Genomic DNA, 25,701 nt, shown 5'->3' with positions numbered 1-25,701 from the left:
ATGGATCCCAGCACCGTACGCACCGACGTGTGGGTCTGGGCCGTGCGACTGTTCCCGAGCCGCTCGGCCGCGGCCACGGCCTGCAAGGGCGGCAAGGTCCACGTCAACGGCAAGCGGGCCAAGCCGGCTCAGCCGGTCGCGGTCGGTGACCGGGTGGAGGCGACGGCACCATCAGGTGAACGCGTGGTGGTGGTCACGCGGTTGCTGACGAAGCGCGTGGGTGCCACCCCCGCGCGCGAGTGCTACGAGGACCACTCGCCGGCGCCGGAGCCCCGCGAATGGCGACTGGCGATGCCCCGCCGCGACCCGGGGACCGGACGCCCGACCAAGAAGGAGCGCCGCAAGCTCGACCGCTTCCGCGGTCGCTGAGGTAGTTCAGGCGGTGTCGGCGCGCACCTTGGCGAGACCGGCCGCGCGATCGAACTCCTCCTCGATCTCCTCATCGCGCTGGTAGGTGGCCAGGCTCACGATCACCGCGACCACGACATTGGCGATGAAGCCGGGGATGATCTCGTACAGCTCCGTGCCCCAGGCATTCCAGGCGAAGACGGTCACCGCCCCGGCAATGAGGCCTGCGAGAGCGCCCCAGTTGGTGAGCCGTCGCCAGAAGAGGCTCAGCAGGATGATGGGGCCGAAGGAGGCACCGAAGCCGGCCCAGGCGAAGGAGACCAGCTCGAGGATCGTGCCATTCGGGTCCAGGGCGAGGAAGGCGGCGAGCACCGCGACGACGAGGACCCCGCTCCGGCCGAGGAGCACGAGGGCGGCCGGAGCCGGCGGCCGCTTGGCCACGACCTTGTACAGGTCCTCGACCAGGGCCGAGGAGCACACCAGCAGCTGACTGGAGACTGTGCTCATCACGGCTGCCAGTACCGCGGCCAGGACGAATCCGGCGACGACCGGGTGCAGCAGGATCTGTGACATGGTCAGCATGACCGTCTCGGGATCGCCGAGGTCCACATCGGACTGCGCGAAGTAGGCGACGCCCACGAGACCGCCGGTCACCGCCCCGAGGAGGGACAGGATCATCCACGTGATGCCGATCCGGCGGGCGCTTCGCGCGCCGGAGGGATTCGGCAGTGCCATGAAGCGCACGATGATGTGCGGCTGACCGAAGTATCCGAGGCCCCAGCCGAGAGCCGAGATGATGCTCACGACCGCGGCACCCGTCAACGCACCGCCCCCGACGAAGGACAGGTGGCCGGGTTCCAGTTCGCGCACCATCGACCACGCCTCACCCGGTCCGCCGACCGCGATGATCGCCATGACGGGGACGATGAGAAGGGCCACCATCATCATCAGCCCTTGGACCACATCGGTGAGCGAGGCACCGAGGAATCCGCCGAACAGGGTGTAGATCAGCGTGACCCCTGCGACGAGGGCCATGCCGAGCAGATAGGTCGAGCCGAACGAGCTCTCGAAGAACACCCCTCCGGCGACCATGCCCGAGGAGACGTAGAAGGTGAAGAACACCAGGATCACGAGCCCGGCGGCGATGCGCAGGAGCCGCGTGGTGTCACGCAGCCGGTTCTCCAGGAAGCTCGGGATGGTGATCGAGTTCCGGGAGACCTCGGTGTAGGCCCGCAGTCGCGGCGCGACGATCAGCCAGTTGAGATAGGCGCCGATGGTGAGCCCGATGGCGATCCACGCCTCGATGAGGCCGGCGACGTAGATCGCCCCGGGAAGGCCCATCATGAGCCATCCGGACATGTCCGAGGCGCCGGCGCTGAGCGCTGCTGCCCAAGGAGGCAGGTTGCGCCCGGCCAGCATGTAGTCCTCGTGATCGCTGGTCCGCCGGTAGGCGTAGAAACCGATGGCGAGCATCAGGGCGAAGTAGATGCCCAGGGCGATGATCTCCCAGGTCTGATCGGACATGACCGCGGCCTTTCTCGAGCGTGGGCGTCACCCTACCGTGATCACACCGGCTGATGCGATCTCACCGCTGTCACACCTGCGGACGCATCGGACGCCCGCCGGGACGGCTCACGCGCTCGGCCACCGCGGCGATCAGCTCCGGATCGACGACCTTGCGGCGAGAACGCCGAGCGGCTGCCCCACGGACCCGTTCGAAGCGCTCCACCGCGCGCCAGGTGGCGAGGTCGACGACACCTGGGAGGGTCCGGGTCAGGAAGGAGTCGAGGGGCTCGCGGGTCGCCGATCCCAGTGGCACTCGGCCGATGTTCACATCGGCCACCAGACTGGCGATCGTCTCCTGGGCATCCGTCTTATTCGTGCCGATATATCCCGAGGGTCCGCGCTTGATCCACCCGGTGACATAGACCGGCGGGGACGCCGGGTCACTCTGTCGAACCCGTCCGTCCTCATGCGGGACGGTGCCCGTGGCGGGGTCGAAGGGGAGGTCGCGCAGCGGCACGCCGCGATAGCCGACCGAGCGCAGCACGAGCGAGGTGTCGATCGTGATCGCCTCCTCAGTCGGCTCGGCGGTCACGCGGCCGTCGATCACGCGGAGAGTGTTGACGCCCAACCGCACCCCCTCGACACGTCGCGCTCCCTCGATCTCCCACGGCGAGAGACCGAAGCGGAAGACGATCCGGGGGCGATCGTCATCGGGGGCGGAACGGTCCGCCAATGATTCGAGAAGGCTGATCTTGTGGTCGAGGAGTGGATCGATGGTGCCGTCCCGGCGAGCCCGCTGCGTCCCCTCGTCCAGGTGCAGATCGCCCTCGACCAGCACGGTCAGGTCGTCGCGTCGCGAGAGGCTGGTCAGCTCCGGGAGCGTGCACGCGGCTTGGGCTGCCCCGCGTCTGGCCACGATGACGATCTCGCGCACGCGCGAGCCGCGCAGCGCCCGCAGCGCCTGATCGGAGATATCGGTGCCGGTGAGCCGCTCGGGGTCGGTCGCCAGAATCCGCGCGATGTCCAGCGCGACATTGCCGTTGCCGATGATCACGACCCGTTCGGCGGACAGGTCGAAGGAGGCATCGGCGTGAGAAGGATGACCGTTGATCCACCCGACGAGGCTTGTGGCGGGGTGGCTTCCGGGAAGCTCCTCTCCCGGAACGCCGAGACGCGTGTCATCGGAGGCGCCCGTCGCGTAGATCACGGCGTCAACGTGGCGGAGGAGATCCTCGTGGCTGACATCCGTGCCGACGTCCACGCCCAGGCTGTAGGCGAAACCGGGCAGCTCCTCGATCTTGGCGAAAAGGGCCGAGACGGCCTTGGTGTCGGGGTGGTCCGGTGCGACCCCCGATCGGACCAGTCCGTGCGGCGTCGGGAGCCGGTCGACCACGGTCACCTGGACGTCATCGTGGCGGAGCAGCTCGTCCGCGGCGTACAGACCGGCCGGTCCGGCTCCGACGATGGCTACGCGCAGTGTCGCCCCGCCGGTGCGCAGCCGTTCGTACACCGGCGTCCTGGCCTGCGGGGGGCGTGGGGCCGGCTCGGCATGGAACATCTCGTTGATCGCCACGAAGGGCAGCTCGGCATCGGTGAGCTTGGTGTGATGCTTGATCGCACCGACCGGGCAGGCACTCACGCAGGCCCCGCAGTCGACACACGAGGCAGGGTCGATGTAGAGCATCTCCGCTGTCGCGAAGCCCGGCTCGTCGGGGGTGGGATGGATGCAGTTCACCGGGCACGCGTAGACGCATGAGGCGTCGCCGCAGCAGGACCGGGTGACGACATGGGTCATGGGGTCACCCGGCGAAGGCTGTCGGCGGCTCGCTGCGGAAACGCGATGGACGCCGGCCGAGCATCCGCAGCCGCTTCCATACGCGGCGGCTCACCGGATTCATGAGCCCTGACTCCTCGGCCAGCATGCGCACATCGGCGAAGGTGTCGCCCAGGAACCGCTCGGACGCGTCGGACTTCCAGTACAGCTCGTCGATGAGTCCCTCGGGGACATCGAAGCGCCGCTGGAACTCCTTGGGCGGCAGCAGGATCGCGTCGCCGAGGATCCGCATGATGACGGGGAACATCAGCGACACGAGGAACCGCGAGACCGGGTTCAACCGTGGAGCATGTCTCTTGACGAATTCGTGCGCGAAGGAAATGTGCCGGGCCTCCTCGGCGACATGGATCTCCATGATCCGGCCCATCACCGGGTGGATCTCTCGACGGCTGCGCAGCACGGCCTTCTGCAGGTGATCGATGGGCTCCTCCCCGGCGAGCACGCCGACGAAGAAGATGACCGGCATCCGGTGGGCCACGAGCGGCAGGAACGGACTCACGGCGCGGATCCAGCGCGGCATGCCCGAGACATCGATGCCGACCCGGTTCACCGCCTCCTGGAACATCTGGATGTGGTGGCATTCCTCGGTGGCCTCGTGCATGAGGTACCGGTACTCCGTGGACCGATTGGGCAGGCTGAAGTTGTACTGCAGGATGCCGCGGATGAGGATGCTCTCGAACTGCCAGCCGACCTTGAAGATATTGGACTGCCGCCACAGTCCCATGGCGATCTGTCTGTCGAGGGGCTGGGCCCGGTACCAGTCGCTGCCGCCCAGCGGATCGGCCTCCGGGAGCCGCCAGCGCGGATCATCGTGCCGCACCTCGAAGTCGGGGTGGTCCCAGTCGATATCGGCGAAGGCATCGAAATGACGCTCGACGGAGGCCACGGAGAGGCGGTGCAGCACCTCATCGTATTCGGCCGTGGAGAGCCCCTCCGGGATCTCCGGGGCGTCCCAGTCGATCTGGTCGAGCAGTGCTCGATCGGCGGCATCGGTGGTCATGGCCGTCTCCTCGTCCCCCGGTCGTGGTCGTCGACCGGGTCCTGGCGCTTGCCACCATCCTCCGTGCCCCGGAGAACCCTGTCAATAGGTATGTGACATCTGCACTGTCACGTTCTCGGGAGTGTGAGGACGCAGAGGCGGCAGCTCATCTTCTCGCGGACGTGATAGGGGCGCTCGGCGATCTCGGCCGTGACCGCTCCGAGGGCGACCAGGCGCTCGATTTCAGCCCGGTAGCCGCCGGATTCCCAGACATCGGAGTGCACGGTGACGACGATGACCCCGCCCGGCGTCGTGATCCGCGCGAACTCCGCGAGCACCGCCGGACCGACATGGCCGCCCGTCAGCGTCCCGACGCAGACGACCGCGTCGTAGGTGTCGTTGTCGATCGACAGCCGTGTGGTGAGATCGGCGGTCTCCAGCGAGCGGTAGACATCCCTCGCCCTCGCGCGTTCGAGCATGCCTGGAGACAGGTCGATGCCGTCGAGAACGACATCGCGATGACGACGGACCTCCTCGCCCACGAGTCCGGTTCCACAGCCGGCGTCGAGCACGCTCACACCGTCCTCGATGCGTTCGGCGAGCTTTTCGGCGGCGATTGCCGGCGCGACATAGCCCATAGCGCCGACGGTGTCGTGGTCGTACTCCTCGGCCCAGTCGTCGTACACCTGACGGGCCTCGTCGGCATCCTTCAATGCGTAGAGCCGTGCCAGCTTCGGGTGGGTGTCGTTCACCGTGGGCACTCCTTCGTCTCGGGGGCGAACATGAGTGATGCCACGCTAACGAAGGTGTGCCGTGGCCTCACGACTCCATGCCGCGGATCCGGCTGTCATCGCCTTCGTCGACCAACAGGCGGGAGATCTCGCCGACCTTGACATTCGAGTGCTGTGACGCCCTCTTGAGGACCGCGAAGGCGGCGACCGCGTCGATCGAGAAGCGTTCCATCAAGATGCCTTCCGCACGACCGATCGAGGTCCGCTGGGCCAGCGCCGACTCGAGCGAGTCCACCACTTTCGCCGCCATGAGCGAGGCCGTGACGTGGTCGGCGAAGAGGCGGAGCTCATCGGGGTCGAGATGTGCGAACTGCTCGTGCCGGCGGCCGTAGAGGTTCAGCGCGCCGAATCGGCTGGTCTCGGTCACCAGATCGACGGCCACCACGCTGCGGATGCCGAGACCGGCGATCGCCGGTCCCCATCGAGGCCATCGGTCATCGCGCTGCGGGTCGTCGGAGACGACCAGCTGCTGCTCGGTGGCCGCGTCCACACACGGCCCCTCGCGGAGCTCGTATTGCAGCTCGTCGGCTCGGAGGGCGATCAGCTGGGTAGGCCCGATCGTCTCCAGGCGTCGTCCGCGGATGACGGTCACGCCGGCCTCATCGGCCTCGAAGAGCCACCGCGCGGTCTCGGTGACCCGTTCCACCGACTTGTCCAGTCCCGGGAAATCGGCCAGTTCCATGACGAGCTCGGTCAGATCGCTCACCTCGAAGCGCATCGTTGTCCCCTCCACTGGCGACGGCCTGTCGAGGTCACGACAGCCTACTGGTCTGTCTACTCTACGAGCCGCGTAATCTTCCTGTCGACGCACCGGTCAGAGCGTGGCCATCGAGCGTCGTGACGTTAGGCGCGTCGTTGAACGACAGCTTCTCCGAGAAGCTTGCCTCCGCCGTTGTCCGCTGGTCGCATCATCAGGAGCTGGCGGGCTTCGCACATGACTGTGCCCTCTTCTGCGCCGACGTGCTCGAGGGCTGCACGTTCGCCGCCTTGGGCCAGACCGGACGCCGGATGCGGCTCTCGCATCTCGCCGCCACGGGCACGGTGGACGACGCCCCATGGCACCGCCAACTCCAGTGGCGAGAGGGTCCCTCCTTCCATGCGGTCGCCACCGGGGCGACGGTCAGCGCCAGCGCCCTCGATGCCGGCGAACGGTGGCCGAGGTGGTCCGCCGCCTGGACCGCGGTCAACGGTCACGGTGCCGTCCGGGCGTTCCCTCTGCGCCATGAGGACACGATCATCGGCGTGCTCGAGCTCTGGACGCGCCGACCCGAGGACGCCGCGCGCCTTCCCGCCACACTGTCGGAGCACGTGGCCGCCCACTTCGCGATGGTCCGGCGACACGAGCACCTGGACCGGGCGCTCACGACCCGGACCGTCGTCGGACAGGCGCAGGGCATCGTGATGGAGCGTTTCGATCTGACCGCCGAGGCGGCCTTCGCGGTCCTGAGCCGGCTCTCGCAGCACCAGAACATCAAGCTCACGCATCTCGCCCGTCGGCTGGTGGCCGGAGGGGCGGTCGACGGGCTCACGCCGGCCGGGGACGACGGCGAGGCCGAGGAGCTGCCCTCGGCCTGATTCAGAGCACCAGGTCCAGGGCACGGTCACGCCATGACCACAGCGAGTCCCGAGGACGCCGGCTCGAGGACGGCCGTGACCAGCACGGCGAGCCCGACCAGGTGGCCTGGCCATCATCCCGACAGGAGCCGAGCATGAGCAACGATCCGCAGCGTCCGCCGGGTGCCCCCGGCGCCGTACCGCCCCCGTACGAGGAGCCGACCTCGCCGAGCGGGGAGGCACCGTACCCCAAGCCCGACCAGACGACTCCCGACACCGTCACCGCGACCGGCCACCCGGTCGCGGCGGACCCGAATGCCCGCGCGCAACAGGGCGACCGGCTCACGACGGCGCAAGGCGTGCCCCTCCGCGAGACCGACCACTCGCTCAAGGCCGGCGAACGCGGGCCGGCCCTCCTGCAGGACCACCACCTGCGCGAGAAGGTCATGCACTTCGATCACGAGCGGATCCCTGAGCGCGTGGTCCATGCCCGCGGCGCCGCCGCGCACGGGGTCTTCCGCTCCTTCGGCCGGGCCTCGTCCTTCTGCTGTGCGCAATTCCTGCAGCCGGAGCAGGAGACTCCGGTCTTCGTGCGCTTCTCGACCGTGCTGGGCTCACGGGGATCGGCCGACACCGTACGGGACACGCGTGGCTTCGCGGTCAAGTTCTATACCGAGGAGGGCAACTTCGATCTCGTCGGCAACAACATCCCGGTCTTCTTCATCCAGGACGCGATCAAGTTCCCCGATGTCATCCATGCGGGCAAGCCGCACCCGGATCGAGAGATCCCGCAGGCCCAGTCCGCCCACGACACCTTCTGGGACTTCGTCTCCCTGCACACCGAGGCGCAACACCACACGATCTGGAACATGTCCGACCGAGGCATCCCCCGTTCCTATCGCATGATGGAGGGCTTCGGGGTGCACACCTTCCGCCTCGTGGCCGAGGACGGGAGCACAACCCTCGCCAAGTTCCACTGGAAACCCGAGAACGGCGTGCACTCGCTCGTCTGGGAGGAGGCGCAGATCGCCGCTGGAGTCGACCCCGACCTGCATCGTCGCGATCTCGCCGATGCGATCGAAGCGGGCGCCTATCCCCGGTGGACCCTCGGCGTGCAACTCTTCGAGGATGGCGGCGATCAGACCTTCGAGGGCATCGACCTGCTCGATCCGACCAAGATCGTGCCCGAGGAGCTCGCACCGGTCCACCCGATCGGCGAGCTGATCCTCACCCGCAATCCGAGCAACTACTTCGCAGAGACCGAGCAGGTGGCCTTCCACGCGGGCCACTTCGTCCGCGGCATCGACGCCACCGACGATCCGCTGCTGCAGGGTCGGCTGTTCTCCTATCTGGACACGCAGCTCACCCGCCTGGGAGGTCCCAACTTCGCCCAGATCCCGATCAACCGGCCGCACGCGCCGGTCAACGACATGTTGCGCGACGGCTTCCACCAGCAGGCGGTCCATGAGGGGGTCGCGCCCTACCGGCCGAACTCCCTCGACGGAGGATGTCCCTTCCTAGCCGGCGAGAGCGGGTTCATCGACACCCCGATGCCGCTCCCCCAGACCACCAAGACCCGCGAGGCCCCAGCGTCCTTCGACGATCACTTCAGCCAGCCGCGACTGTTCTGGAGAAGCCTGTCGGCCATCGAGCAGCAGCACACGATCGATGCCTATGCCTTCGAACTCTCCAAGGTCTACGAGCCGACGATCCGCGAGCGGCAGCTCGCCCAACTGGCGCGCATCGACCGACGGCTGTGCGAGGAAGTGGCGCAGCGCCTCGGCCTCCCCGCCCCCTCCGCGGACCCCGGTGAGGACGAGGGGCCCGTCGAAAGCAGTCCCGCACTTTCCCAGGTCGGGGGCACCTGGCCCGTGACGGGCCGGCGTGTGGCGGTGCTGGTGACCGAGGAGTCCACGGGCGCGGCCGCCATCGTGGCGGGCCTGGAGGCGCAGGGCATCGTCGCGGCCGTCTTGTCGGCACGCGCCGGCGAGGTGGCGTGCGCCGATGGCACCGTCGCGGCCGAGCGTCCGCTGACGGCAGCGCGCTCGATCGAGTTCGACGCCGTGATGGTCGGTAGCGGTATCGAGCGCCTCGACGGCCCAGCGACCTCCTCGGCGCAGGTGATGATCGCCGAAGCACACCGACACGCCAAGGCGCTGGCCTTCTGGGGTGAGGACGGCGAGCGGGTCGCCGAGCATTGTCATGTGCCGGTGGATGAGATCGGCGTGATCTTCGGGGGCACCGATCGGGTCGTCTCGTCGATGGTGGAGCTTCTCTCGGGGCATCGTTGCTGGGATCGTGTCCTCGGGATCTGACACCCACACGAAGCGGGGTCTCCCGGTCGCTGGCGCGGACCGGGAGACCGCGGCACGGCTCCTCCGCCTCCGTGCTGACTGAGATCTCGCTGAGAGCGGTTGCCGCGGACTGCGAACCGGGGCAGAGTGAGGAGCAGGTCAGAAAGCGGCCTGCCGATCGCGTTCCAAGGAGCGCTATGCCCACCCTGAACCACCGTGACGACCTGGACACTCTCGTCCGTACCCATCACAACCTCGCGTTGACCCTAGCGCGCCGCTATCGCCAGCGCGGGGTCGAGCTCGCTGACCTCGAACAGGTTGCGCTGACCGGACTGGTTCGGGCTGCGCAGCGCTATGACGCCGAGCATGGAGCCTTCGCGCCTTTCGCGACGGCGACCATCCATGGGGAGATCAAGCACCACTTCCGCGATTCGGGGTGGACCATCCGCCCGCCGAGACGGTTGCAGGAGCTCCAGGCGAGGTTGAACGCGCTGCGCGCGGATGCTGAGACGGAGTCCGGGGAGGAGCTCTCCATCGCCGAACTGGCCGAGCGACTCGGCGAGCCGATCGACGAGGTCCGACGTGCCGCGTCGCTGCACCATTGCTTCGCCCCCACCGCCCCCACGACTCCCGACGGCGAGCAGGTGATCGAACAGATCGGCACGGAAGACAGCGAGTTCGAACGCGTCGAGGAGACCTTGGAGCTGCGCAGCGTGCTCCGGGACCTCGAGGACAGCGATCGCGAGCTGCTGCGGATGCGCTTTTACGACGAGCTCAGCCAGCGCGAGATCGCCATCCGTATCGGCTGCAGCCAGATGCAGGTGTGCCGTCGGCTGCGCCGACTGGTCGCCGAACTGCGTGGTCGCCTGGAGGTCGCGGCGGCCTGACGATGGCTAGCGGAGTCGACGAGTCGTCAGCGCGTGATCCAGAAGCCGGCCGCCGCGGCGAGGACCGCGAGCACGAGGACACCGAGCCCGTTGGCGGCTCCGGCGCACCAGCGCCCCTCGCGCAGCAGATCGACCGTCTCGTAGCTGGCGGTCGAGAAGGTCGTGTATCCGCCGAGGAATCCCGTACCCGCCACGAAGGCGAACGAGCCGGGCAGAGGCGCGCCGGCAGCAACGCCCACGACGCACCCCAGGGCGAATGAGCCGGTGACGTTGATCGTGACAGTGCCCCAGGGGAAGCGCCCGGAGTTCCTCTCCTGGATTATGCCGTCCAACAGCAACCGGCAGACAGCGCCGAGGCCGCCCGCGAACGCGACCGACAGGAAGCCCAAGATCGTCATCGCCCACCCCCCGCCCGGCGGACCATGCCGGCGGCGACGCCGGTCCAGGTCGCGACCGCCCCCGCCAGGAGGGTGACAAGCGCGTAGCCCGATGCCGTACCGAGAGCACCGCCGTCGGCCAACAAGACGGTGTCGGCCGCAAGAGCGCTGTAGGTCGTGAATCCGCCCAGGAACCCGGTTCCCGCGAGCAACCGCAGAGCGCGACGACGACCGATATCGGGCCCACGAGTGACGAGTCCGGCCAGGAGGACCCCGAGCAGGAAGGCTCCCGCGATGTTGACCAGCAGAATCGTCACGGGCACGCCGTCGATCGGCGGGAAGGCCAGACTGAGGGCCTCACGACAGGCTGTCCCCATCGTTCCCCCCACGAGCACCAGAGCTATCGACCAGGGCGACCGGTACGCCGGCCGATCGGTAGGCAGATCCGGGTCGATACCGCTCATGTCTCAGCTTCCCTCTCGGTCAAGGCGGTCGAGCAGATCGACCGCCGCCCGAGCATAGTCACCGATCCACCGGTCGTGGATGCGCCGGATGGGCAGCGGGGCGAGCGCCAGGTGCCGCTCGCGGCCCACCCTGCGCCCGGTGACCAGCGACGCCTCCTCGAGGACGCGGAGGTGCTGCAGCACGGTGGTGCGGTTCAACTCCGGGAACTGTGCGCACAACTCCCCCGTGGTGCACGACGAGGCGCGCAGGACATCGAGCATGCGTCGCCGGGTCGCCGAGGCGAGCGCCTTGAACACCCGATCATCCTCATCGGCACTGGTATCCATCTCGGACATGTTGTAATTTTACAACATGTCTGAACTCGATGAGATCGCTTTCACGGTGTCCGGGCGCGTCGCCCGCCCCTGCGCCGAGGTCTACGAAGCGATCGCCGACCCCGCCCAGCTCTCGCAGTACTTCACGACGGCCGGAGCCCGCGGCCGCCTCGAATCCGATGTCACGGTGACGTGGGAATTCGCTGATTTCCCCGGCACCTTCCCAGTACGCGTCGTGGAGGCGACACCGCCTCGACGCATCGTCATCAGCTGGGACAACGAGGCAGCCGTCTCGGCCTCCGGCACCACCACCGTCGTGTTCGAGCTCGAACCCATCGACGGCGACACCCGCACCCTCGTGACGATCACCGAGTCCTCGTGGACCGCCACTCCCCAAGGACTCGGCGCGGCCATGGGCAACTGCCAGGGCTGGACCGGGATGCTCACCGCACTCAAGGCATGGCTCGAGCACGGCATCAACCTGCGCGAGGGTTTCTACGCCTGACACTCAGGGTCCAGCTTCTGCCGGGTTACGGCCCCTCTCCCCCGCGAGAGACCCTAACCCGGCAAAAGCTGCGTCGGGTCCCTCACCACACGCCGTTTCCCCGCCCACCCATCTAGGGTGGGAGCGATGGCCGATCTCACCAGGGCGCCGGAGCGCGCCGCCCGGACCCGCGATCTCGACTCGCTGGCGACCCTGATCTCGTCATGTCACGCGTGTCCGCGCTTGGTCGCCTGGCGGGAGAAGGTGGCACACGAGAAGCGCGCGGCCTTCCGCGATCAGGAGTACTGGGGACGGCCAGTACCGGGTTTCGGCCCCGAGGATGCCTCGATCCTCATCGTCGGCCTCGCTCCAGCGGCCCACGGCGCCAACCGCACGGGCCGGATGTTCACCGGGGATCGCAGCGGCGACGTGCTGTTCGCCGCCATGCATGCCGTCGGACTGGCCAATCAGGCCCATGCCGAGAGCATCGATGACGGACTGCGTCTCATCGATGCGCGGGTGACCTCGCCGGTGCACTGCGCGCCCCCGGACAACAAACCGACGCCGGCCGAACGCCGCACCTGCGCGCCGTTCCTGACCCGTGAGCTCGAACTGATGTCCTCCACCCTCGAGGTCGCAGTGGTGCTCGGCGGGTTCGGCTGGCAGGCGCTGTTCGGGGTGCTCGGCCAGGCCGGGTGGAACGTGCCGCGTCCGCGACCCCGCTTCACCCACGGCGCGATCGTCGATCTCGCGCACCCTGACGGACGGACGCTGACGATCCTCGGGTGCTTCCACGTCAGCCAGCAGAACACCTTCACCGGACGACTCACGCCCGCGATGCTCGAGGAGGTCCTCGCGCTCGCCCGCCGGCTGGCCGGATCGACGGGTGAGCCCTGATGAGGGTGCGGATCCGGCGGATCTACGAGGAACCCCACCCCACGGACGGGGCCCGTGTCCTCGTCGACCGTCTCTGGCCCCGCGGCATCAGTAAGGAACGCGCACATCTCGACTCGTGGTGCAAGGACATCGCGCCCTCGAGCGAGCTGCGCCGGTGGTACGGCCACGATCCGGATCGCTTCGAGCAATTCGCCGAGCGCTATCGCACCGAGCTGGACGACCATCCCGAGGCCGTCGATGAGCTGCGTCGTTATTCCGACTCCGGCTCTCTCACCCTGCTGACCGCGGCGAAGAGTGTCGCGATCAGCCACGCCGCGGTGCTTCAGCGGCTGCTGACGGAGGAATGAGATGAAGGCTCCTGGTCCCTGGATGATGGCCGCCACGACCGCCATCGCGGCCGTTGGAGTCTTCGTCGTCCGAGGCCGGCACCGACGACTCGGGGCGAGTCTCAAGGAAGTCACGGATCGACGTCCCGGCGACGAGCTCCTCGTCGGCCCGGTGGTGCAGGCCGACCGTGCCTGCACCATCGATGCCGCCCCCGAGGCGGTGTGGCCGTGGATCGCCCAGCTGGGCCAGGACAAGGCCGGCTTCTACTCCTTCGAACTGCTGGAGAACCTGGTCGGGTGTCGCATCACGGGGTCTGAGCGCGTTCACCCCGAATGGCAGAAGTTGCACGTCGGCGATCCTTTCCGGCTGCATCCGCGCGTGGCATTGCGCGTGGCGTCCGTCGAGCCGGGCCGCCACCTGGTCGTGACGTCACAGGGTGGCGATGCCCCCGGCAACGCGGACTTCGACATGACCTGGGCCTTCTGCCTCTCGTCGCCCGAAGGACTCGGCGGTCGCCCCACGACGCGGTTGCACCTGCGCGAGCGGTACGCCGCCCATCGCCGTGCCGACCGGTTCGGCGGTGGGTTCATGAGTGTCGTGAGCGCGGTGATGACCTGGCGGATGATGGCTCGTCTGCGCACGCTCGTACCTCGCGCCTGACCCACTGGCGCCGAGCACCCGTCTACGTAGCTCGGCCCTCGAACTCCTCGATCCGGCGCGCGACATCGTCGTCGTAGCGCGCCATGAACCGCCTGTAGCCCCGAAGGATGTGCTTTCACGGTTGCTGGGACAACCGCAGACGCACATTCTCCGTCACCTGCGCACGCAGGATGTGCATCCGTGGTCGCTATGACAACCACGAAAGCACATCCCGCGTATGTGTCGGCACCACTGGGCCTGGGACGTCACCCAGCCACGTGAGGCCTCGGGCCCCAGCAGGAAACACCCCAGGGCGCCGGACGCTGCTTGAATGGGAGCGTGCTGCACTCCTTCCACCTGGCCGAGCTGCCCGTCCGGGTGACCGCCCGGGCGCTCGCCAGGCCAGTGCGGCGCGGCGAGGTCCGAGGTCTGCGGCATGCAGAGCCGCTGGCGATGATGCGCCTCGGATCGCCGATCGTGTCGCCCGACCGGATGCAGCTGCGCCGCCTCGCGATGTTCTGCGCGTGGGACGATGAGGCCGCCCTCGAGGAGTTCCTCGCACGCCATCCACTCGGCGGGCGGCTGGCCGGCGGGTGGCATGTCCGGCTGGAGTATCTGCGTCGCTACGGCGAGGTGGCGGCACTCGCACCGTTGCCGCAGCGGGCCGGGGACTGGCAGCCCGATGAGCCGATCGTCGCGGTCACGCTGGCCCGGCTCAGACTGCCGGAGCTGCCGCGCTTCCTCCGCTGGGGACGACCGGTCGAGCGGCTGGTGGCCGCTCACCCGGCGACCACGTTCTCGACCGCTGCCTTCCGGCCGCCGCATACCTTCTCGACCTTCTCGATCTGGCGCACGGTCCACGAGATGATGGACATGGTGCACGGCCGCGATCCACGAGTCGCGGGAGCCCCGGCCCACGCGGTCGCGATGGCCGAGCAGCGACGTCGGGAGTTCCATCACGAGTCGGCCTTCATGCGCTTCCGCCCCGTGTCCGAGCACGGCACCTGGCAAGGCCGGCGACTGGTACCCGGGAGGGATGATGATGCGTTGCCGCAGCCATGACAGTCACGCCACATCATCGCCGGCGAGGAGGTGAGACCGATGACACCGGCACATGAGAATGATCGGGCATTCTCGCCCGACGACCTCGCTGAGCTGGAACGGCTGCTCAGCGCCGACCGCGAGCGCACGGTGCGTCGGATGGCCGCGCTCGGCCGCGATGTCACGTCGATCGTCGAGACGACACAGCTCGGCGCCAACGACGACGAGCACGATCCCGAGGGCTCGACGATCGCCTTCGAGCGCTCGCAGGCGAGTGCGCTGCTCGCCTCGGCCTCGGCCCATCTCGCCGAGATCGACGCCGCGCTGAGCCGGCTCGGCAAGGGCGACTACGGGCGATGTGAGGACTGCGGCGAACCCATCGCTCACGAGCGGCTGCGGGCACAGCCGGCCGCACGCCGGTGTATCGGTTGCGCGACCCGAGCGGCCCGCTGATGGATGAGCTGGACGCTCGATTGCACCGGATCGGCCGGCAGCGGTTCCGTGCGCGCTTCCGGCTGTACGGGCGGGACCGGGCCGTGGTCGACCTGCGCGGGATCGTCACGGTCCGCCGGCACGCGCAGGATCTGATCCAGCGCCGGCTCGCCCCGGCTGAACCGCGCAACGACGGACGTCAGACGCCATATCGCGGTCACCCGGTGTTCGTGGCACAGCACGCGACCGCGACCTGCTGTCGCACCTGTCTCGCTCGCTGGCACGGCATCCCCGCAGGTCGGGCCCTCGACGAGGCAGAGAAGGACTATGTCGTGGAGGCGATCTGCCGGTGGATCGCGGGCCAGTACTCGTCCGGCGGACCTCCGCCTTGATCAACGCGAGGTGACGGCTGCGCGCGCACGCCACGGAGCGAGCCGGTTCTTCAGGCGATGGTGACCGGTTGGCGCAGGATCGTGCGCAGCTTGTCCGGGGCCGTCCGGCGAGGATCGCTGAGGTAGATCTCGTGATGCTTGCCGTCCATCCGGAGGTCGTGGGCGGGGATGAACTCGTCGTGCAACCGGGCGAGGACCGGACCTTCATCGTCGAAGGATCCGATGTGGAGCGTCTGGACGCAGCATCCCTCGTGCAGCGAGCCGAGACGAAGATCGTCCAAGCGAGCAAATCCCTTCCTCGCACCCGCGTGTCGCATGGCGGTCTCTACCTGCTTCTCGTCCAACCAGTCGGGCACCATCAGCATCATGGTCCAGTCCCAGCGGGACTTGTCGCGAGATGTGGTGAACACATCCATGTCGTCGGCCCACCAGAGTCCCTCGAGCGGGGGGACGACGTAGTCGCGTCCGAGTTCCCGCTTGCTGGCGAACTTGAGCGTGTAGGCGACGGGATAGAGGGCCGCGAGCGCATCGGCATAGGCCGGCGAGGTATTGGGGTCGCCGTGACCGTCGACCATGAGGAACCGCATCGCGGGGATGTCGACGATCTCGAAGCGGCCTCGCGGTGCCCGGTAGGCGTCGAGGGTCTTCTTGAAGTCCGTCTTCTCCGCTGTCACGACTTGCGCGCCACCGGATAGCCGAGGTGGACCTCGTCGAGGGACATGTCCATCGAGTACGTGATCATGGCCGTCAGGAACCTCCTACCGGCGCCTGGCCAGCGCCGCTGAGCCGAGCGTAGGTCCGGGACGGGCCGATGACAACGGCCGCTCACCGGACCCCGAGCGCCGTCCGCCGTTCAGCGCAGGAGCGCGTTCAGGGTCTGGATCGTGTCGGCCTCCTGGGGATATTTGTCGGGACGGTACTGCTTGACCCGCGCGAAGCGGAGCGCGATGCCGCCGGGATACCGCGATGAGCGCTGCACGCCGTCGATCGCGATCTCCACCACCGTCTCCGGTCGCAGGAACACAGTGTCCTTCGTGCGACGCGTCTCCAACTCGGCGAAGTGCTCGGTCTGCCATCGCAGGAGATCGTCGGTGAGCCCCTTGAAGGTCTTGCCGACCATGACGAAACCACCGGGTTCACCGAACTCCCCCGACTGGTCCAACGCGCCCAGGTGCAGGTTCGAGAGCCATCCTTGCCGCCGACCCGATCCCCATTCGGCCGCCAGCACGACGAGATCGTAAGTGTGCACGGGCTTGGCCTTGACCCATGCCTTGCCCCGACGTCCAGCCACGTAGGCCGAATCGATGGCCTTGAGGACCACCCCCTCGTGCCCGGCCTCCAGGGCATCTCGCGACAGTCTCTCGACCTGTCCCACGTCCCCGGTGACGATGCCGGGCACTCGCCACTCCCCTGCGACGCGCTCGAGTTCGGCCGAGCGTACGCCGAGCGGCTCGTCGATGAGATCGCGGCCGTCAACGTGGAGCAGATCGAAGAACCACGGCCGCAACAGCACATCGCGCGCGACGTCCGCGCCGAACCGCGCCATGGTCTCCTGGAATGGACGAGGGGCACCGTCCTCGCGCAACGACAAGGTCTCACCGTCGAGTATGAGCTCACGGGCCGGGAGACCCCGTACGATCTCGACGATCTCCGGCACGCGGTGCGTGATGTCGGCTAGGCTCCGGGTGAAGACGCCGACCTCGTCGCCGCGACGATGCACCTGGATGCGCGCACCGTCGAGCTTGTACTCGGCCGATGCTTCCCCGGTGATCTCCAGTGCGGCCGATGGCGTCGCCGCCGTGGAGGCGAGCATCGGCAGCACGGGGCGTCCGACCACCAACCCGACCGCGTCGAGATCCTCCGCGCTGCCGGTGAGTGCGAGGCGGGCGGTCTCACCGAGATCCCCCGAGAGCATGGCCGCCCGCCGGACCGCGGCCTGCGGGTGTCCGGACGCCCGGGCGATGGCGTCGAGGAGCACGCCTTCCAGCGCACCGGTGCGCAGCTCGCCGAGGATCACCCGGACGAGAAAGTCCCACTCCTCGGCGGTGGCGCGGGACGCGAGGTCCTCCAAGAGCCCGCCGCGGGTGGTGACCGATCCCCTGCCGGCCACCCCGACCAGTGCGTCGAGCGCCTGGTCGACATCCGCGACCGACAGGGAGGGAGAATCCGCATGCGTTACCTGGAGGCCCGTGATGCCTCGCCACCCGACTCCGATGCGTCCCTGCCGGGGAGCGGCGGTCAACAGCCCGACCGCCGGCCCGACCTCGTCGCTTTCCGAGCGCTCCAGCAGACGTGCGAGCGCCTCGATCTTGGCGAGCCGCGAGGACGTCGCGGTCACCTCCTGCGTCGTGGCGACCAGCTCAGAGAGCATCATTCCCGCATCGTCTCACCACGCACCGACATCCGCCGCGCGACGACAGCGCGCCTACCGTGCCGGTCGGCGGACGGACCCGGTGGTTAGGCGAGCCCCGTCACGCACTGTGGCGAGTGGTCGAGCGGCGCGGTTGGCCGCGGGCGTCCATGCGGGAGGTCGCCTGCGAGGCCGGGATCTCACTGGGCCAGCTGCAGCACTACTTCAGTTCACGAACGGCGATGTTGACCTTCGCGATGCAGTTCGTCGCCGACCAGACATCCCAACGGGTCGCACGAGGCCTCGAGGCACTGGATCACCCGCCACACCCGCGAGAGGCGCTCCGGGTGGCGATCACGGAGGTGCTCCCACTGCGCCCTGCGGCACGCACCACGAACCGCATGAACACCGCGTACGTCCTCGAAGCGCTGCATGATGAGGCACTGCGCGAGCAGGTGTCCGCCGGTTTGCGCGACGGACGCACCATGATCGAGCGCCTCATCAGGGAGGCGATAGCCGGCGGACACATCGCGACGGACCGAGATCCGGCCATTGAGACCGACCTCATCCTCGCGCTCACGGAGTCACGCCATTACTCGAACTCTCGGTCATCACGCCCCAGGCCGCGCTCGCCGCCGTCGACCAGCATCTCGACCGGCTCTTCTCACCTGCCGCCTGACAGATCAGGACAGCGACGGAAGGGAGGCGAGACTCCCGTGACCCATCCCGGCCCGTCTCCCGGGCCACGGCCCTCGGCTCTCTATCGGTGCAGGCGGGGCCGGTACGTGAGTTCCTGGATACGTCCGTCGAGTGTGCGGCCGTGGAAGCGACGGTGTCGTGGAGGTCGCCGCTGGACCTGCGGACGATGCCGACTTGGTCATCACCGTGGACCCAGGCTTCCGCGATCTGCTGGACGACTTCGTCTCCATCTTCCACGTTCCCTACCGCTCGGTTGGATGATCCCGAGCGAGTGAAGCCCAGCCCGGCCTGCCCCGCTCTTGCCGGCTAGCCTTCCGCGCTGGTCGAGGGGTCCTCACCGCGACGGAACGGCACCGTCCGCTCGATCCGGCGTCCCACCTGGTGGAGCCTGCGCTGGGCCGGCTCCACCAGGTGCGGCGCGACGTCGTGGCGAGCCAGCACGTCGGCGCCGTCACGCAGCCGGTCCACCACCGAGAGCGGGAGCGACGAGAGCGCATTGCCCGGCGGTCGCCGCGCCACGACCGGGTGCGCCCGGGTGGGGGAGACGCGTCGCACCGCCTCCCACGCGACGCCTAGGGCACGCAGCTGTCGACGGCTGAGCCTGTCCTGCAGGCGCGGCAGGAGCTCGTCCTCCTCGTCGCGCACGTCCTCGCGCAGCACCGCGGCCAGACGCGCGATCCGGGTCGCCCGGTCCGGCGACGGGTCCTTCTCGTCCTCCAGGCTCCGCACGAGCTCATTGACCTCCTGGTGCTCTTGCTCGACCTCCAGCGTCAGCGCCTGCCCGTCCGCGAGGACCCGCCGGATGACAGGCCACAGCACGGTCTCCTCGGCGAACGCGTGCGGGAACACCAGTCGGTAGATTCGCTGCAGGGTCCGGTCTTCCTCCCAGCGCGTGCCGGCGGCTTCGAGCTCGCGCAACAGCCGGTCGAGCTCGATGTGGTCACTCTTCTGCCGGGACAGCACGCTGAGCCGGCCGCCCAGCTCGTCGAGGGTCTGGTCGGCCAGGGATCTCATGATCGTCTCCTCGTGTCGGGGCTCGTGGGCTGGGTATGCCCGCTCCCCGCCCCTTCGAATCACGCGCGGCCCAGAGGGGGGTGAGTTGGACGCGTTCGTCCAGTTGTAGCCTCGACGTGTTCTGTCGACGACCTGCCGAAAGGGCACCATGGCCCCGAAACCGTCTCGCCGATCAGGCCCAGCGATCGCGCTGTCCGGTCTCTGCATGACCGCCGTCACCGCCGCCGTCCTCGTCTCCGCCCCCGCCGGCGCCGAGCCCCGCGAGACCGGCACCTCGACCCCGCCTCTCGCGGTCATCATCGACGGCTCGGGTTCGATGAACGCCGACGATGCCGGCGGACAGTCCCGCATCGACGCCGCGAAGCAGGCGACCCGCGGGCTCATCGAGTCGCTCCCCGACGAGCAGGAGGTCAGTCTCCTCACCTACGGAACCAACACCGGCAGCACCCCCGGCGAGAAAGAGGCCGGTTGCCAGGACATCACGGTCCTGGAGCCCCTCGGCACGGGCAACCGCGATCAGCTGCTGTCGTCCGTCGACGCGCTCGCGGCAAGCGGGTACACCCCGCTCGGCAATGCGTTGCTGACGGCCGAGGAGCAGCTTCCCGCCGAGGGACCGCGCCAGGTGGTCCTCGTCTCCGATGGCATCGACACCTGCGCGCCCCCACCGGTCTGCGAGGTCGCCCAGCAGATGAAGGAGCGCGGCACGGACCTGGTCGTCAACACGATCGGCTTTAACGTCGACCCGGAGGCGCGCACCGAGCTAGAGTGCGTCGCCCAGGCGACCGAGGGGACCTACGCCGATGTCGGTGACGCGGCGAGCCTGCAGACCGAGCTCGTGCGCAAGGCGGGCCGCTCGCTCGTCGGCGCGGAGGTCGAAGGCGAGCCCATCACCGGCTCGCTCCGCCCCGGCGAGGGGCCGGTCATCGTGCCCGGCGGTGTGGAGGACGGTGTTGCCAGTCCCGTGTTCTATCGAGACGTCGTTCCGGCCGAGGCCGAGGAGTCGGCGCTCCATTACACGGTGGAGCTCGAGGAGGGCGACCGTCTGCACGTCGGCATGATGATGCCGCCACCGCCCAGCGTGGGGCTGCAGGCCGGACGTGCGTTCGTCGTCCAGCCCTCGCTCCGGCCGATCGGTGAGACCCTCACCTGCGAGGCGTGGGGCAGCGCGATGAGCTACGCCAATAGCTTCGCCCATCCCATTGGCGGCGCGCTGGTCTCCGAGCCCATCGGAACCTCCGAGACGTGCCCCGCCGGGCGATACGAGCTCGTCCTCGACCAGGTGCAGGGCGCCCGCGGCAACACGGTGGACCAGCCGTTCCGCATGGGTGTGTGGGTGGACAACGGCACTGACGAGAGCGGCCTCGCCCCGGCCTCGCAGGACCCCTCGTTCGTCCCGCTGTCCGCCGCCGACCCCGTGGCCCCTACGACTCCGGCCACCTCCCCCGCCGATGCCGAGGTCCTCGATAACGGTGATGCCGTCACCGCCGAGATCGTGGCCGGTGAGACCCACTGGTTCCGGGTGCCGGTGCAGGACGGGCAGCGCCTGCGTGCCACGATCCAGCTGAACAGCAACGAGGCACCCCAGGCCGACGGCGGCATCGTGGACGAGATGGGCCGGAGGCTCGAGATCGTGGGGTTCTCCCCGGCGATGCTGCCCCTCGACCTCGTCCAGGACGACGAGGAGAGCCAGCCCGGTCTCGAGATCCCTCACGACGGGTCGGTGCCCGCGACCTCCGCGGCGGTCGCCAGCGCCCCGGTCCGCTGGGCCAACCTGGAGGCCGACGCCGACCTGCGGTCCGCCTACCTCGCCGGGGAGCAGTTGGTGGCCGTGCGCTACGACGCGTTGTTCGCCCGCGCCGACGCCACCACCGAGCAGTTCCCGGTCACCTACACGTTCACGGCCGACGCCCACGGCGACGCCGAGGAGGGGCCTGGCCTCGCGGGGCCCAGTTCGGCCGCTTCCGACCCGGATGACACGCAGGAGACCTCCACCCCGCAAGACGAGGACGACGGGCTGGGGCTCTGGGCCTGGGTGCTCGTCGCGGCCGCGATCGCCGCTGTGCTGGCACTCAGCGTGATCGTCGCGATCGTGCTGATCCGGCGCCGCCGCACGTCGCCGGGCGGGCTCGGACAGGGAAGTGCCGGCGGCTGAGCCTCGCTGGGCACGTTGCGTGACCGGCTCTCCGGGCTACGTCAGGGATGGACGCCCGGCGAGAGGAGTTGCGGTGAGTGCACCGACGGTGGCCGACGGAATCGTCGAGCGACTGACGCAGTGGGGCGTGGGCCGTGTCTTCGGCTTCGCCGGCGACGGGATCGACCCGCTGCTCGCGGCCTTGCGTCGTCGCGAGGATGAGGTGGAACTGGTGACCGCGCGGCACGAGGAGATGGCCGCGTTCATGGCGACCGGCCACGCCAAGTACAGCGGAGAGGTCGGCGTCTGCCTCGTGACGCAGGGGGCCGGGCGCGATCACCTGCTCAACGGCTTGTACGACGCCAAACTCGACCGCAAGCCCGTCGTCGCGATCGTCGGCCAGGTGGTCAGCACGGCGCTCGGCAGCGGCTACCTCCAGGAGGTCGACCTCCACACGCTCTTCAAGGACGTGTGCGCGCAGTACGTGCAGACGGTGACGACGCCCGACCAGCTCCCCCACGTCCTCGACGACGCCTTCCGCACGGCGCGGGCGACGTCGAGCCCGGTATGCGTCATCGTCCTGCACGATGTCCAGAAGGCCGATCTGCCAGAGCAAGGCCAGCAGGCTCGGTACCGGTGTCACGACCTCGCTGCTCGGCAAGCCCGTCCTTGACGAGGCGCTGACGTATCACTGCGGCGTCATGGGACACCTCGGCACCACCGCATCGACCGATCTCATGGCCGGTTGTGACACCCTCCTGATCGTCGGCAGCAACGACCCGTGGGCTGAGTTCTATCCGGCGCCGGGTCAGGCCCGCGCCGTCCAGATCGACATCACCGCTCGCAACATCGGCGCGAAGTACCCGGTGGAAGTGGCGCTCGTAGGTGACGCCGCCGACACACTCGACGGCCTCCTCCCTCTGCTCCCTGAACGGCAGGGTTGGCGCTCGGAGGTGGAGGGGTTCGTGCAGACCTGGCAGGAGGCGGCCGAACAGCATATCCAGCAGGAGACCGACTCGCTCAACCCGCAACGGGTGGTGCAGGAACTGAGCACGCACCTGCCCACCGACGCGCAGGTCTCGGTCGACGTCGGCTCGGTCGTGTACTGGTACACGCGCTACGTCCAGTTGCCGTCTGGGGTGCCGGCGCATCTGTCGAGCACGCTCGCCTCGATGGGATCGGCGATGCCGTACGGGATCGCCGCCAAGCTGCTGCACCCGGACCGTCCGCTGGTCGCCCTCGCCGGGGACGGCGCGATGCAGATGAACGGACTGTCGGAGTTCATCACCGTCGCGGCACGGTGGCGGGACTGGGCGGACCCACGCTTCGTCGTCCTCGTGCTCAACAACGGCGATCTGTCCGAGGTGAGCTGGGAGCAGCGTGAGATGGAAGGCGATCCCCGCTTCCCGACCTCGCAGGAGGTGCCGGCCTTCCCCTATGCCGAGTACGCAGAACTGCTCGGGTTGAATGGTATCCGCGTCGACGACGAGAGCCAGGTAGCCGACGCACCACCGCGCCGCCGGCCTCCTGCACGAGCAACGCGATCACGAGGAGTGATCGCGCCTCGGATCGCTGCCGTTGCCATATCGGCCTTCGTCCCGCTGGACAGCGATTGAGCTCAGCGCAAGCGGGTAGCTCGCCGGTTCAGGACGGCGGCACCTGGACACGAAGGAGCCCCCGGCTTGGCGGCTCGGGGGCTCCTCCCGGTGGATCGGTTCAGCGCAGGTCGAAGCGGTCGAGGTCCATGACCTTGACCCAGGCCGTGACGAAGTCCCGTGCGAAACGGTCCTGGCCGTCGGCGCTCGCGTAGACCTCGGCGAGGCCACGCAGCTGCGAGTTGGCGCCGAACACCAGGTCGACCGAGGTGGCCGTGCGGGTCACCTCGCCAGTCGTCCGGTCGCGACCCTCGAACACGTCGTCACCCGCAGACGTCCACTCCGTGTTCGGATCCAGCAGCGCGACGAAGAAGTCGTTCGTCAGCGTGCCGGGCCGGTCGGTGAAGACGCCGTGGCTCGTGCCGCCGTGGTTGGCTCCGAGAGCGCGCATGCCACCCACCAGCACCGTCATCTCCGGCGCAGTGAGGTTGAGCATGTAGGCACGGTCGACCAGCAACTGCTCCGCGGGGAGCTTGGCGTCCTCGCTCACGTAGTTGCGGAAGCCGTCCGCGCGCGGTTCGAGGACCGAGAACGACTCGACGTCGGTCTCCTCCTGCGAGGCGTCGGTGCGGCCCGGGTGGAACGGCACGGTGATCTCGACGCCCGCCTCGCGCGCCGCCTGTTCGACCGCCGCGGTGCCGCCGAGCACGATGAGGTCGGCCAGCGAGATCCTCTTGCCGCCGGTCTGCGCGGCGTTGAAATCCTGCTGAACCCGTTCGAGTACCGGCAGCACCGTCGCCAGCGCGGCCGGGTCGTTGACCTCCCAGTCTCTCTGCGGCGTGAGCCGCAGGCGGGCGCCGTTGGCACCTCCGCGCTTGTCCGTGCTCCGGAAACTCGCCGCGGAGGCCCACGCCGTGGCCACCAGCTGGGTGATCGACAGACCGGAGTCGAGCAGCCGCCGCTTGAGCTCGGCGATGTCGGCGTCGTCGACGAGCTCGTGATCGAGCTCCGGCACCGGGTCCTGCCAGATCTGCGGCTCGGCCACCCACGGGCCGAGGTAACGCGACACCGGACCCATGTCGCGGTGCAGCAGCTTGTACCAGGCCTTGGCGAATGCCAGCGCGAACTCGTCCGGGTTCTGCCAGAATCGGCGCGAGATCTCCTCATAGGCGGGGTCGAAGCGCAGCGCCAGGTCGGTCGTCAGCATGGTCGGCTTGTGCTTCGTCTCGGGGTCGAACGGGTCGGGCACGCTCGGCTCGGCGTCCTTGGCCACCCACTGGTTCGCGCCGCCGGGGCTCTGCTCGAGCTCCCACTCGTAACCGAAGAGGTTGTCGAAGAAGTAGTTGCTCCACTGCGTGGGTGTCTGGCTCCAGGTCACCTCGAGGCCGCTGGTGATGGTGTCGTCGGCCTTGCCCGAGCCGTAGCGGTTGAGCCAGCCGAGTCCCTGGTTCTCCAGCGGCGCGGCCTCGGGCTCGGGACCGACGTAGTCGTCCGCGGGCGCGGCGCCGTGCGTCTTGCCGAAGGTGTGGCCACCGGCAATGAGCGCGACGGTCTCCTCGTCGTTCATCGCCATGCGGCCGAAGGTCTCGCGGATGAAGTGCGCGGACGCGGCCGGGTCGGGTCGGCCCTGCGGGCCCTCGGGGTTGACGTAGATGAGGCCCATCTCGGTGGCGCCGACGTCGGGGACCATCTCGGACTCGCTGATGTAGCGCTCGTCGCCGAGCCAGGCGTCCTCCGGCCCCCAGAAGATCTCCTCGGGCTCCCAGATGTCCTCGCGGCCGAAGCCGAAGCCGAAGGTCTTGAAGCCCATCGACTCCAAGGCCACGTTGCCGGCGAACACCAGCAGATCGGCCCACGAGAGCTTCTGGCCGTACTTCTGCTTGACGGGCCAGAGCAGCCGGCGGGCCTTGTCGAGATTGGCATTGTCCGGCCAGCTGTTCAGCGGGGCGAAGCGCTGGGCACCGTCGCCGGCACCGCCGCGGCCGTCGGTGATGCGGTAGGTGCCTGCGGCGTGCCAGCTCATGCGGATGAACAGACCGCCGTAGTGGCCGAAGTCGGCAGGCCACCACTCCTGCGAGTCGGTCATCAGGGCGATGAGGTCCGCCTTCAGCTCCTCGACGTCGAGCTTCGTGAACTCCTCGGAGTAGTCGAAGTCCGGCCCGAGCGGGTTCGCCTGGGGCGAGTGCGGGTGCAGCACGCTGAGGTCGAGCTGATTGGGCCACCAGTCGCGGATGGTACGGGGGTTGGGCACCACGGGTTCCGGCGAATCGATGCCCGGGTTCTCACTCTCGCTGCCGTGTTCGGTCACGCCTTCGCGGTGGACGGGGCACTGGTCGGTCATGGGATTCCTT

27 protein-coding genes and 1 pseudogene are annotated in these 25,701 nt (G+C 68.7%); 16 read left to right on the top strand and 12 right to left on the bottom strand.

Going from position 1 to position 25,701, the window contains the following annotated elements; translation table 11 throughout:
- The gene (locus BHE97_RS06095; RefSeq protein WP_087623145.1) at positions 1–369 is read left to right on the top strand and encodes an RNA-binding S4 domain-containing protein; all 369 of its coding nucleotides are present in this window, start codon (positions 1–3) and stop codon (positions 367–369) included.
- A 6-nt stretch (positions 370–375) separates the two neighbouring features.
- Here BHE97_RS06095 and putP read toward each other — a convergent pair whose 3' ends face one another.
- From putP to BHE97_RS06070, 5 genes are all read right to left on the bottom strand, one after another.
- On the bottom strand, positions 376–1,872 hold the full coding sequence (putP, locus tag BHE97_RS06090) for a sodium/proline symporter PutP (protein WP_087623144.1): 1,497 nt from the start codon (positions 1,870–1,872) through the stop codon (positions 376–378).
- A 70-nt stretch (positions 1,873–1,942) separates the two neighbouring features.
- On the bottom strand, positions 1,943–3,649 hold the full coding sequence (locus BHE97_RS06085) for an FAD-dependent oxidoreductase (RefSeq protein ID WP_087623143.1): 1,707 nt from the start codon (positions 3,647–3,649) through the stop codon (positions 1,943–1,945).
- A 4-nt stretch (positions 3,650–3,653) separates the two neighbouring features.
- Entirely contained in the window at positions 3,654–4,688 is a 1,035-nt protein-coding gene (locus BHE97_RS06080; RefSeq protein WP_087623142.1) for a diiron oxygenase, read from the bottom strand.
- Positions 4,689–4,795: 107 nt separating this feature from the next.
- Complete coding sequence (locus BHE97_RS06075; protein ID WP_087623141.1) at positions 4,796–5,419, bottom strand: class I SAM-dependent methyltransferase; 624 nt, start codon at positions 5,417–5,419, stop codon at positions 4,796–4,798.
- 67 nt (positions 5,420–5,486) lie between these two features.
- Positions 5,487–6,176, bottom strand: a complete 690-nt coding sequence (locus BHE97_RS06070; RefSeq protein ID WP_087623140.1) for a GAF and ANTAR domain-containing protein — start codon at positions 6,174–6,176, stop codon at positions 5,487–5,489.
- A gap of 137 nt (positions 6,177–6,313) precedes the next feature.
- Here BHE97_RS06070 and BHE97_RS06065 point away from each other — a divergent pair, with 137 nt between their 5' ends.
- The 3 genes from BHE97_RS06065 (at position 6,314) to BHE97_RS06055 (ending at position 10,193) form a co-directional block, all read left to right on the top strand.
- The gene (locus BHE97_RS06065) at positions 6,314–7,033 is read left to right on the top strand and encodes a GAF and ANTAR domain-containing protein (RefSeq protein WP_087623139.1); all 720 of its coding nucleotides are present in this window, start codon (positions 6,314–6,316) and stop codon (positions 7,031–7,033) included.
- A 134-nt stretch (positions 7,034–7,167) separates the two neighbouring features.
- Positions 7,168–9,327, top strand: coding sequence for a catalase (locus BHE97_RS06060; protein WP_087623138.1), 2,160 nt, complete (start codon positions 7,168–7,170; stop codon positions 9,325–9,327).
- Between the two features lie 176 nt (positions 9,328–9,503).
- Positions 9,504–10,193 carry a sigma-70 family RNA polymerase sigma factor gene (locus BHE97_RS06055; RefSeq protein WP_087623137.1) on the top strand — a complete coding sequence of 230 codons (690 nt, stop codon included), beginning with the start codon at positions 9,504–9,506 and terminating at the stop codon, positions 10,191–10,193.
- Between the two features lie 26 nt (positions 10,194–10,219).
- Here BHE97_RS06055 and crcB read toward each other — a convergent pair whose 3' ends face one another.
- From crcB to BHE97_RS06040, 3 genes are read right to left on the bottom strand one after another with little or no spacing between them, the layout of a single operon-like run.
- Complete coding sequence (crcB, locus tag BHE97_RS06050; RefSeq protein WP_087623136.1) at positions 10,220–10,591, bottom strand: fluoride efflux transporter CrcB; 372 nt, start codon at positions 10,589–10,591, stop codon at positions 10,220–10,222.
- Positions 10,588–11,034 (bottom strand): CrcB family protein, encoded by a 447-nt coding sequence (locus BHE97_RS06045; RefSeq protein ID WP_087623135.1) that lies wholly within the window; start codon positions 11,032–11,034, stop codon positions 10,588–10,590. Before BHE97_RS06045 ends, crcB begins: the two co-directional genes overlap by 4 nt.
- Before the next feature lie 3 nt (positions 11,035–11,037).
- Positions 11,038–11,370: a metalloregulator ArsR/SmtB family transcription factor gene (locus BHE97_RS06040; RefSeq protein WP_087623134.1), complete on the bottom strand. Its 333-nt coding sequence runs from the start codon at positions 11,368–11,370 to the stop codon at positions 11,038–11,040.
- A gap of 16 nt (positions 11,371–11,386) precedes the next feature.
- Between BHE97_RS06040 and BHE97_RS06035 the strand changes: the two genes are divergently transcribed.
- From BHE97_RS06035 to BHE97_RS06005, 7 genes are all read left to right on the top strand, one after another.
- Positions 11,387–11,854, top strand: coding sequence for an SRPBCC domain-containing protein (locus BHE97_RS06035; protein WP_087623133.1), 468 nt, complete (start codon positions 11,387–11,389; stop codon positions 11,852–11,854).
- Positions 11,855–11,980: 126 nt separating this feature from the next.
- Positions 11,981–12,730, top strand: a complete 750-nt coding sequence (locus tag BHE97_RS06030) for a uracil-DNA glycosylase (protein WP_087623132.1) — start codon at positions 11,981–11,983, stop codon at positions 12,728–12,730.
- A complete protein-coding gene (locus tag BHE97_RS06025; RefSeq protein WP_087623131.1) occupies positions 12,730–13,077 on the top strand; it encodes a DUF488 family protein in 348 nt (115 codons plus the stop codon). The genes BHE97_RS06030 and BHE97_RS06025 overlap by 1 nt, the downstream gene beginning before the upstream one ends.
- 1 nt (position 13,078) lies before the next feature.
- Entirely contained in the window at positions 13,079–13,717 is a 639-nt protein-coding gene (locus BHE97_RS06020; RefSeq protein WP_087623130.1) for a hypothetical protein, read from the top strand.
- Between the two features lie 318 nt (positions 13,718–14,035).
- Positions 14,036–14,758 carry a hypothetical protein gene (locus BHE97_RS06015; protein ID WP_170931294.1) on the top strand — a complete coding sequence of 241 codons (723 nt, stop codon included), beginning with the start codon at positions 14,036–14,038 and terminating at the stop codon, positions 14,756–14,758.
- Positions 14,759–14,797: 39 nt separating this feature from the next.
- On the top strand, positions 14,798–15,190 hold the full coding sequence (locus BHE97_RS06010; RefSeq protein ID WP_087623129.1) for a TraR/DksA family transcriptional regulator: 393 nt from the start codon (positions 14,798–14,800) through the stop codon (positions 15,188–15,190).
- On the top strand, positions 15,190–15,561 hold the full coding sequence (locus tag BHE97_RS06005) for a DUF4186 domain-containing protein (protein ID WP_087623259.1): 372 nt from the start codon (positions 15,190–15,192) through the stop codon (positions 15,559–15,561). Before BHE97_RS06010 ends, BHE97_RS06005 begins: the two co-directional genes overlap by 1 nt.
- A 50-nt stretch (positions 15,562–15,611) precedes the next feature.
- Here the strand turns inward: BHE97_RS06005 and BHE97_RS06000 are convergent, their stop codons facing one another.
- Complete coding sequence (locus BHE97_RS06000; protein WP_236757546.1) at positions 15,612–16,235, bottom strand: GyrI-like domain-containing protein; 624 nt, start codon at positions 16,233–16,235, stop codon at positions 15,612–15,614.
- A gap of 179 nt (positions 16,236–16,414) precedes the next feature.
- The gene (locus BHE97_RS05995; RefSeq protein ID WP_087623128.1) at positions 16,415–17,935 is read right to left on the bottom strand and encodes an ATP-dependent DNA ligase; all 1,521 of its coding nucleotides are present in this window, start codon (positions 17,933–17,935) and stop codon (positions 16,415–16,417) included.
- A 146-nt stretch (positions 17,936–18,081) separates the two neighbouring features.
- Between BHE97_RS05995 and BHE97_RS20595 the strand changes: the two are divergent.
- Both BHE97_RS20595 and BHE97_RS20590 read left to right on the top strand, forming a co-directional pair.
- Positions 18,082–18,432 (top strand): annotated as a pseudogene (locus BHE97_RS20595) (TetR family transcriptional regulator C-terminal domain-containing protein); the annotation flags it as partial.
- A 289-nt stretch (positions 18,433–18,721) separates the two neighbouring features.
- A complete protein-coding gene (locus tag BHE97_RS20590; RefSeq protein WP_236757564.1) occupies positions 18,722–18,871 on the top strand; it encodes a hypothetical protein in 150 nt (49 codons plus the stop codon).
- Between the two features lie 45 nt (positions 18,872–18,916).
- Here BHE97_RS20590 and BHE97_RS05985 read toward each other — a convergent pair whose 3' ends face one another.
- Positions 18,917–19,624 carry a hemerythrin domain-containing protein gene (locus BHE97_RS05985; RefSeq protein ID WP_087623127.1) on the bottom strand — a complete coding sequence of 236 codons (708 nt, stop codon included), beginning with the start codon at positions 19,622–19,624 and terminating at the stop codon, positions 18,917–18,919.
- 205 nt (positions 19,625–19,829) lie between these two features.
- On the opposite strand from BHE97_RS05985, the gene BHE97_RS05980 reads away from it, so the two are divergent.
- The 3 genes from BHE97_RS05980 to BHE97_RS05975 all read left to right on the top strand — a co-directional run bounded on the left by BHE97_RS05980 (position 19,830) and on the right by BHE97_RS05975 (position 23,371).
- Complete coding sequence (locus tag BHE97_RS05980) at positions 19,830–21,776, top strand: VWA domain-containing protein (protein ID WP_170931293.1); 1,947 nt, start codon at positions 19,830–19,832, stop codon at positions 21,774–21,776.
- Between the two features lie 73 nt (positions 21,777–21,849).
- Positions 21,850–22,428 carry a thiamine pyrophosphate-binding protein gene (locus BHE97_RS20355; protein WP_201791331.1) on the top strand — a complete coding sequence of 193 codons (579 nt, stop codon included), beginning with the start codon at positions 21,850–21,852 and terminating at the stop codon, positions 22,426–22,428.
- Positions 22,343–23,371 (top strand): thiamine pyrophosphate-dependent enzyme, encoded by a 1,029-nt coding sequence (locus BHE97_RS05975; protein ID WP_201791330.1) that lies wholly within the window; start codon positions 22,343–22,345, stop codon positions 23,369–23,371. The genes BHE97_RS20355 and BHE97_RS05975 overlap by 86 nt, the downstream gene beginning before the upstream one ends.
- A gap of 100 nt (positions 23,372–23,471) precedes the next feature.
- Here BHE97_RS05975 and katG read toward each other — a convergent pair whose 3' ends face one another.
- Positions 23,472–25,691 (bottom strand): catalase/peroxidase HPI, encoded by a 2,220-nt coding sequence (gene katG / locus BHE97_RS05970; protein WP_087623125.1) that lies wholly within the window; start codon positions 25,689–25,691, stop codon positions 23,472–23,474.
- Positions 25,692–25,701 lie beyond the last annotated feature (10 nt).

This window comes from Aeromicrobium sp. PE09-221 (genome assembly GCF_002174305.1).
Taxonomy (GTDB): Bacteria; Actinomycetota; Actinomycetes; order Propionibacteriales; family Nocardioidaceae; genus Aeromicrobium.
Note: the sequence above shows the minus strand (reverse complement) of the source record. Positions and strands in the feature narration are given on the sequence as shown.

What these genes read in the sequence shown, in the direction of transcription:
- BHE97_RS05985 (WP_087623127.1), bottom strand. Translation starts at nt 19,624, where the DNA reads ATGAGATCCCTGGCCGACCAGACCCTCGACGAGCTGGGCGGCCGGCTC.
- BHE97_RS06095 (WP_087623145.1), top strand. Translation starts at nt 1, where the DNA reads ATGGATCCCAGCACCGTACGCACCGACGTGTGGGTCTGGGCCGTGCGA.
- BHE97_RS06085 (WP_087623143.1), bottom strand. Translation starts at nt 3,649, where the DNA reads ATGACCCATGTCGTCACCCGGTCCTGCTGCGGCGACGCCTCATGCGTC.
- BHE97_RS06005 (WP_087623259.1), top strand. Translation starts at nt 15,190, where the DNA reads ATGGATGAGCTGGACGCTCGATTGCACCGGATCGGCCGGCAGCGGTTC.
- katG (WP_087623125.1), bottom strand. Translation starts at nt 25,691, where the DNA reads ATGACCGACCAGTGCCCCGTCCACCGCGAAGGCGTGACCGAACACGGC.
- BHE97_RS06045 (WP_087623135.1), bottom strand. Translation starts at nt 11,034, where the DNA reads ATGAGCGGTATCGACCCGGATCTGCCTACCGATCGGCCGGCGTACCGG.
- BHE97_RS06010 (WP_087623129.1), top strand. Translation starts at nt 14,798, where the DNA reads ATGACACCGGCACATGAGAATGATCGGGCATTCTCGCCCGACGACCTC.
- BHE97_RS06030 (WP_087623132.1), top strand. Translation starts at nt 11,981, where the DNA reads ATGGCCGATCTCACCAGGGCGCCGGAGCGCGCCGCCCGGACCCGCGAT.
- putP (WP_087623144.1), bottom strand. Translation starts at nt 1,872, where the DNA reads ATGTCCGATCAGACCTGGGAGATCATCGCCCTGGGCATCTACTTCGCC.
- BHE97_RS06020 (WP_087623130.1), top strand. Translation starts at nt 13,079, where the DNA reads ATGAAGGCTCCTGGTCCCTGGATGATGGCCGCCACGACCGCCATCGCG.
- BHE97_RS06035 (WP_087623133.1), top strand. Translation starts at nt 11,387, where the DNA reads ATGTCTGAACTCGATGAGATCGCTTTCACGGTGTCCGGGCGCGTCGCC.
- BHE97_RS06025 (WP_087623131.1), top strand. Translation starts at nt 12,730, where the DNA reads ATGAGGGTGCGGATCCGGCGGATCTACGAGGAACCCCACCCCACGGAC.
- BHE97_RS05995 (WP_087623128.1), bottom strand. Translation starts at nt 17,935, where the DNA reads ATGATGCTCTCTGAGCTGGTCGCCACGACGCAGGAGGTGACCGCGACG.
- BHE97_RS06040 (WP_087623134.1), bottom strand. Translation starts at nt 11,370, where the DNA reads ATGTCCGAGATGGATACCAGTGCCGATGAGGATGATCGGGTGTTCAAG.
- BHE97_RS06060 (WP_087623138.1), top strand. Translation starts at nt 7,168, where the DNA reads ATGAGCAACGATCCGCAGCGTCCGCCGGGTGCCCCCGGCGCCGTACCG.
- crcB (WP_087623136.1), bottom strand. Translation starts at nt 10,591, where the DNA reads ATGACGATCTTGGGCTTCCTGTCGGTCGCGTTCGCGGGCGGCCTCGGC.
- BHE97_RS06080 (WP_087623142.1), bottom strand. Translation starts at nt 4,688, where the DNA reads ATGACCACCGATGCCGCCGATCGAGCACTGCTCGACCAGATCGACTGG.
- BHE97_RS06055 (WP_087623137.1), top strand. Translation starts at nt 9,504, where the DNA reads ATGCCCACCCTGAACCACCGTGACGACCTGGACACTCTCGTCCGTACC.
- BHE97_RS05975 (WP_201791330.1), top strand. Translation starts at nt 22,343, where the DNA reads ATGTCCAGAAGGCCGATCTGCCAGAGCAAGGCCAGCAGGCTCGGTACC.
- BHE97_RS06070 (WP_087623140.1), bottom strand. Translation starts at nt 6,176, where the DNA reads ATGCGCTTCGAGGTGAGCGATCTGACCGAGCTCGTCATGGAACTGGCC.
- BHE97_RS05980 (WP_170931293.1), top strand. Translation starts at nt 19,830, where the DNA reads ATGACCGCCGTCACCGCCGCCGTCCTCGTCTCCGCCCCCGCCGGCGCC.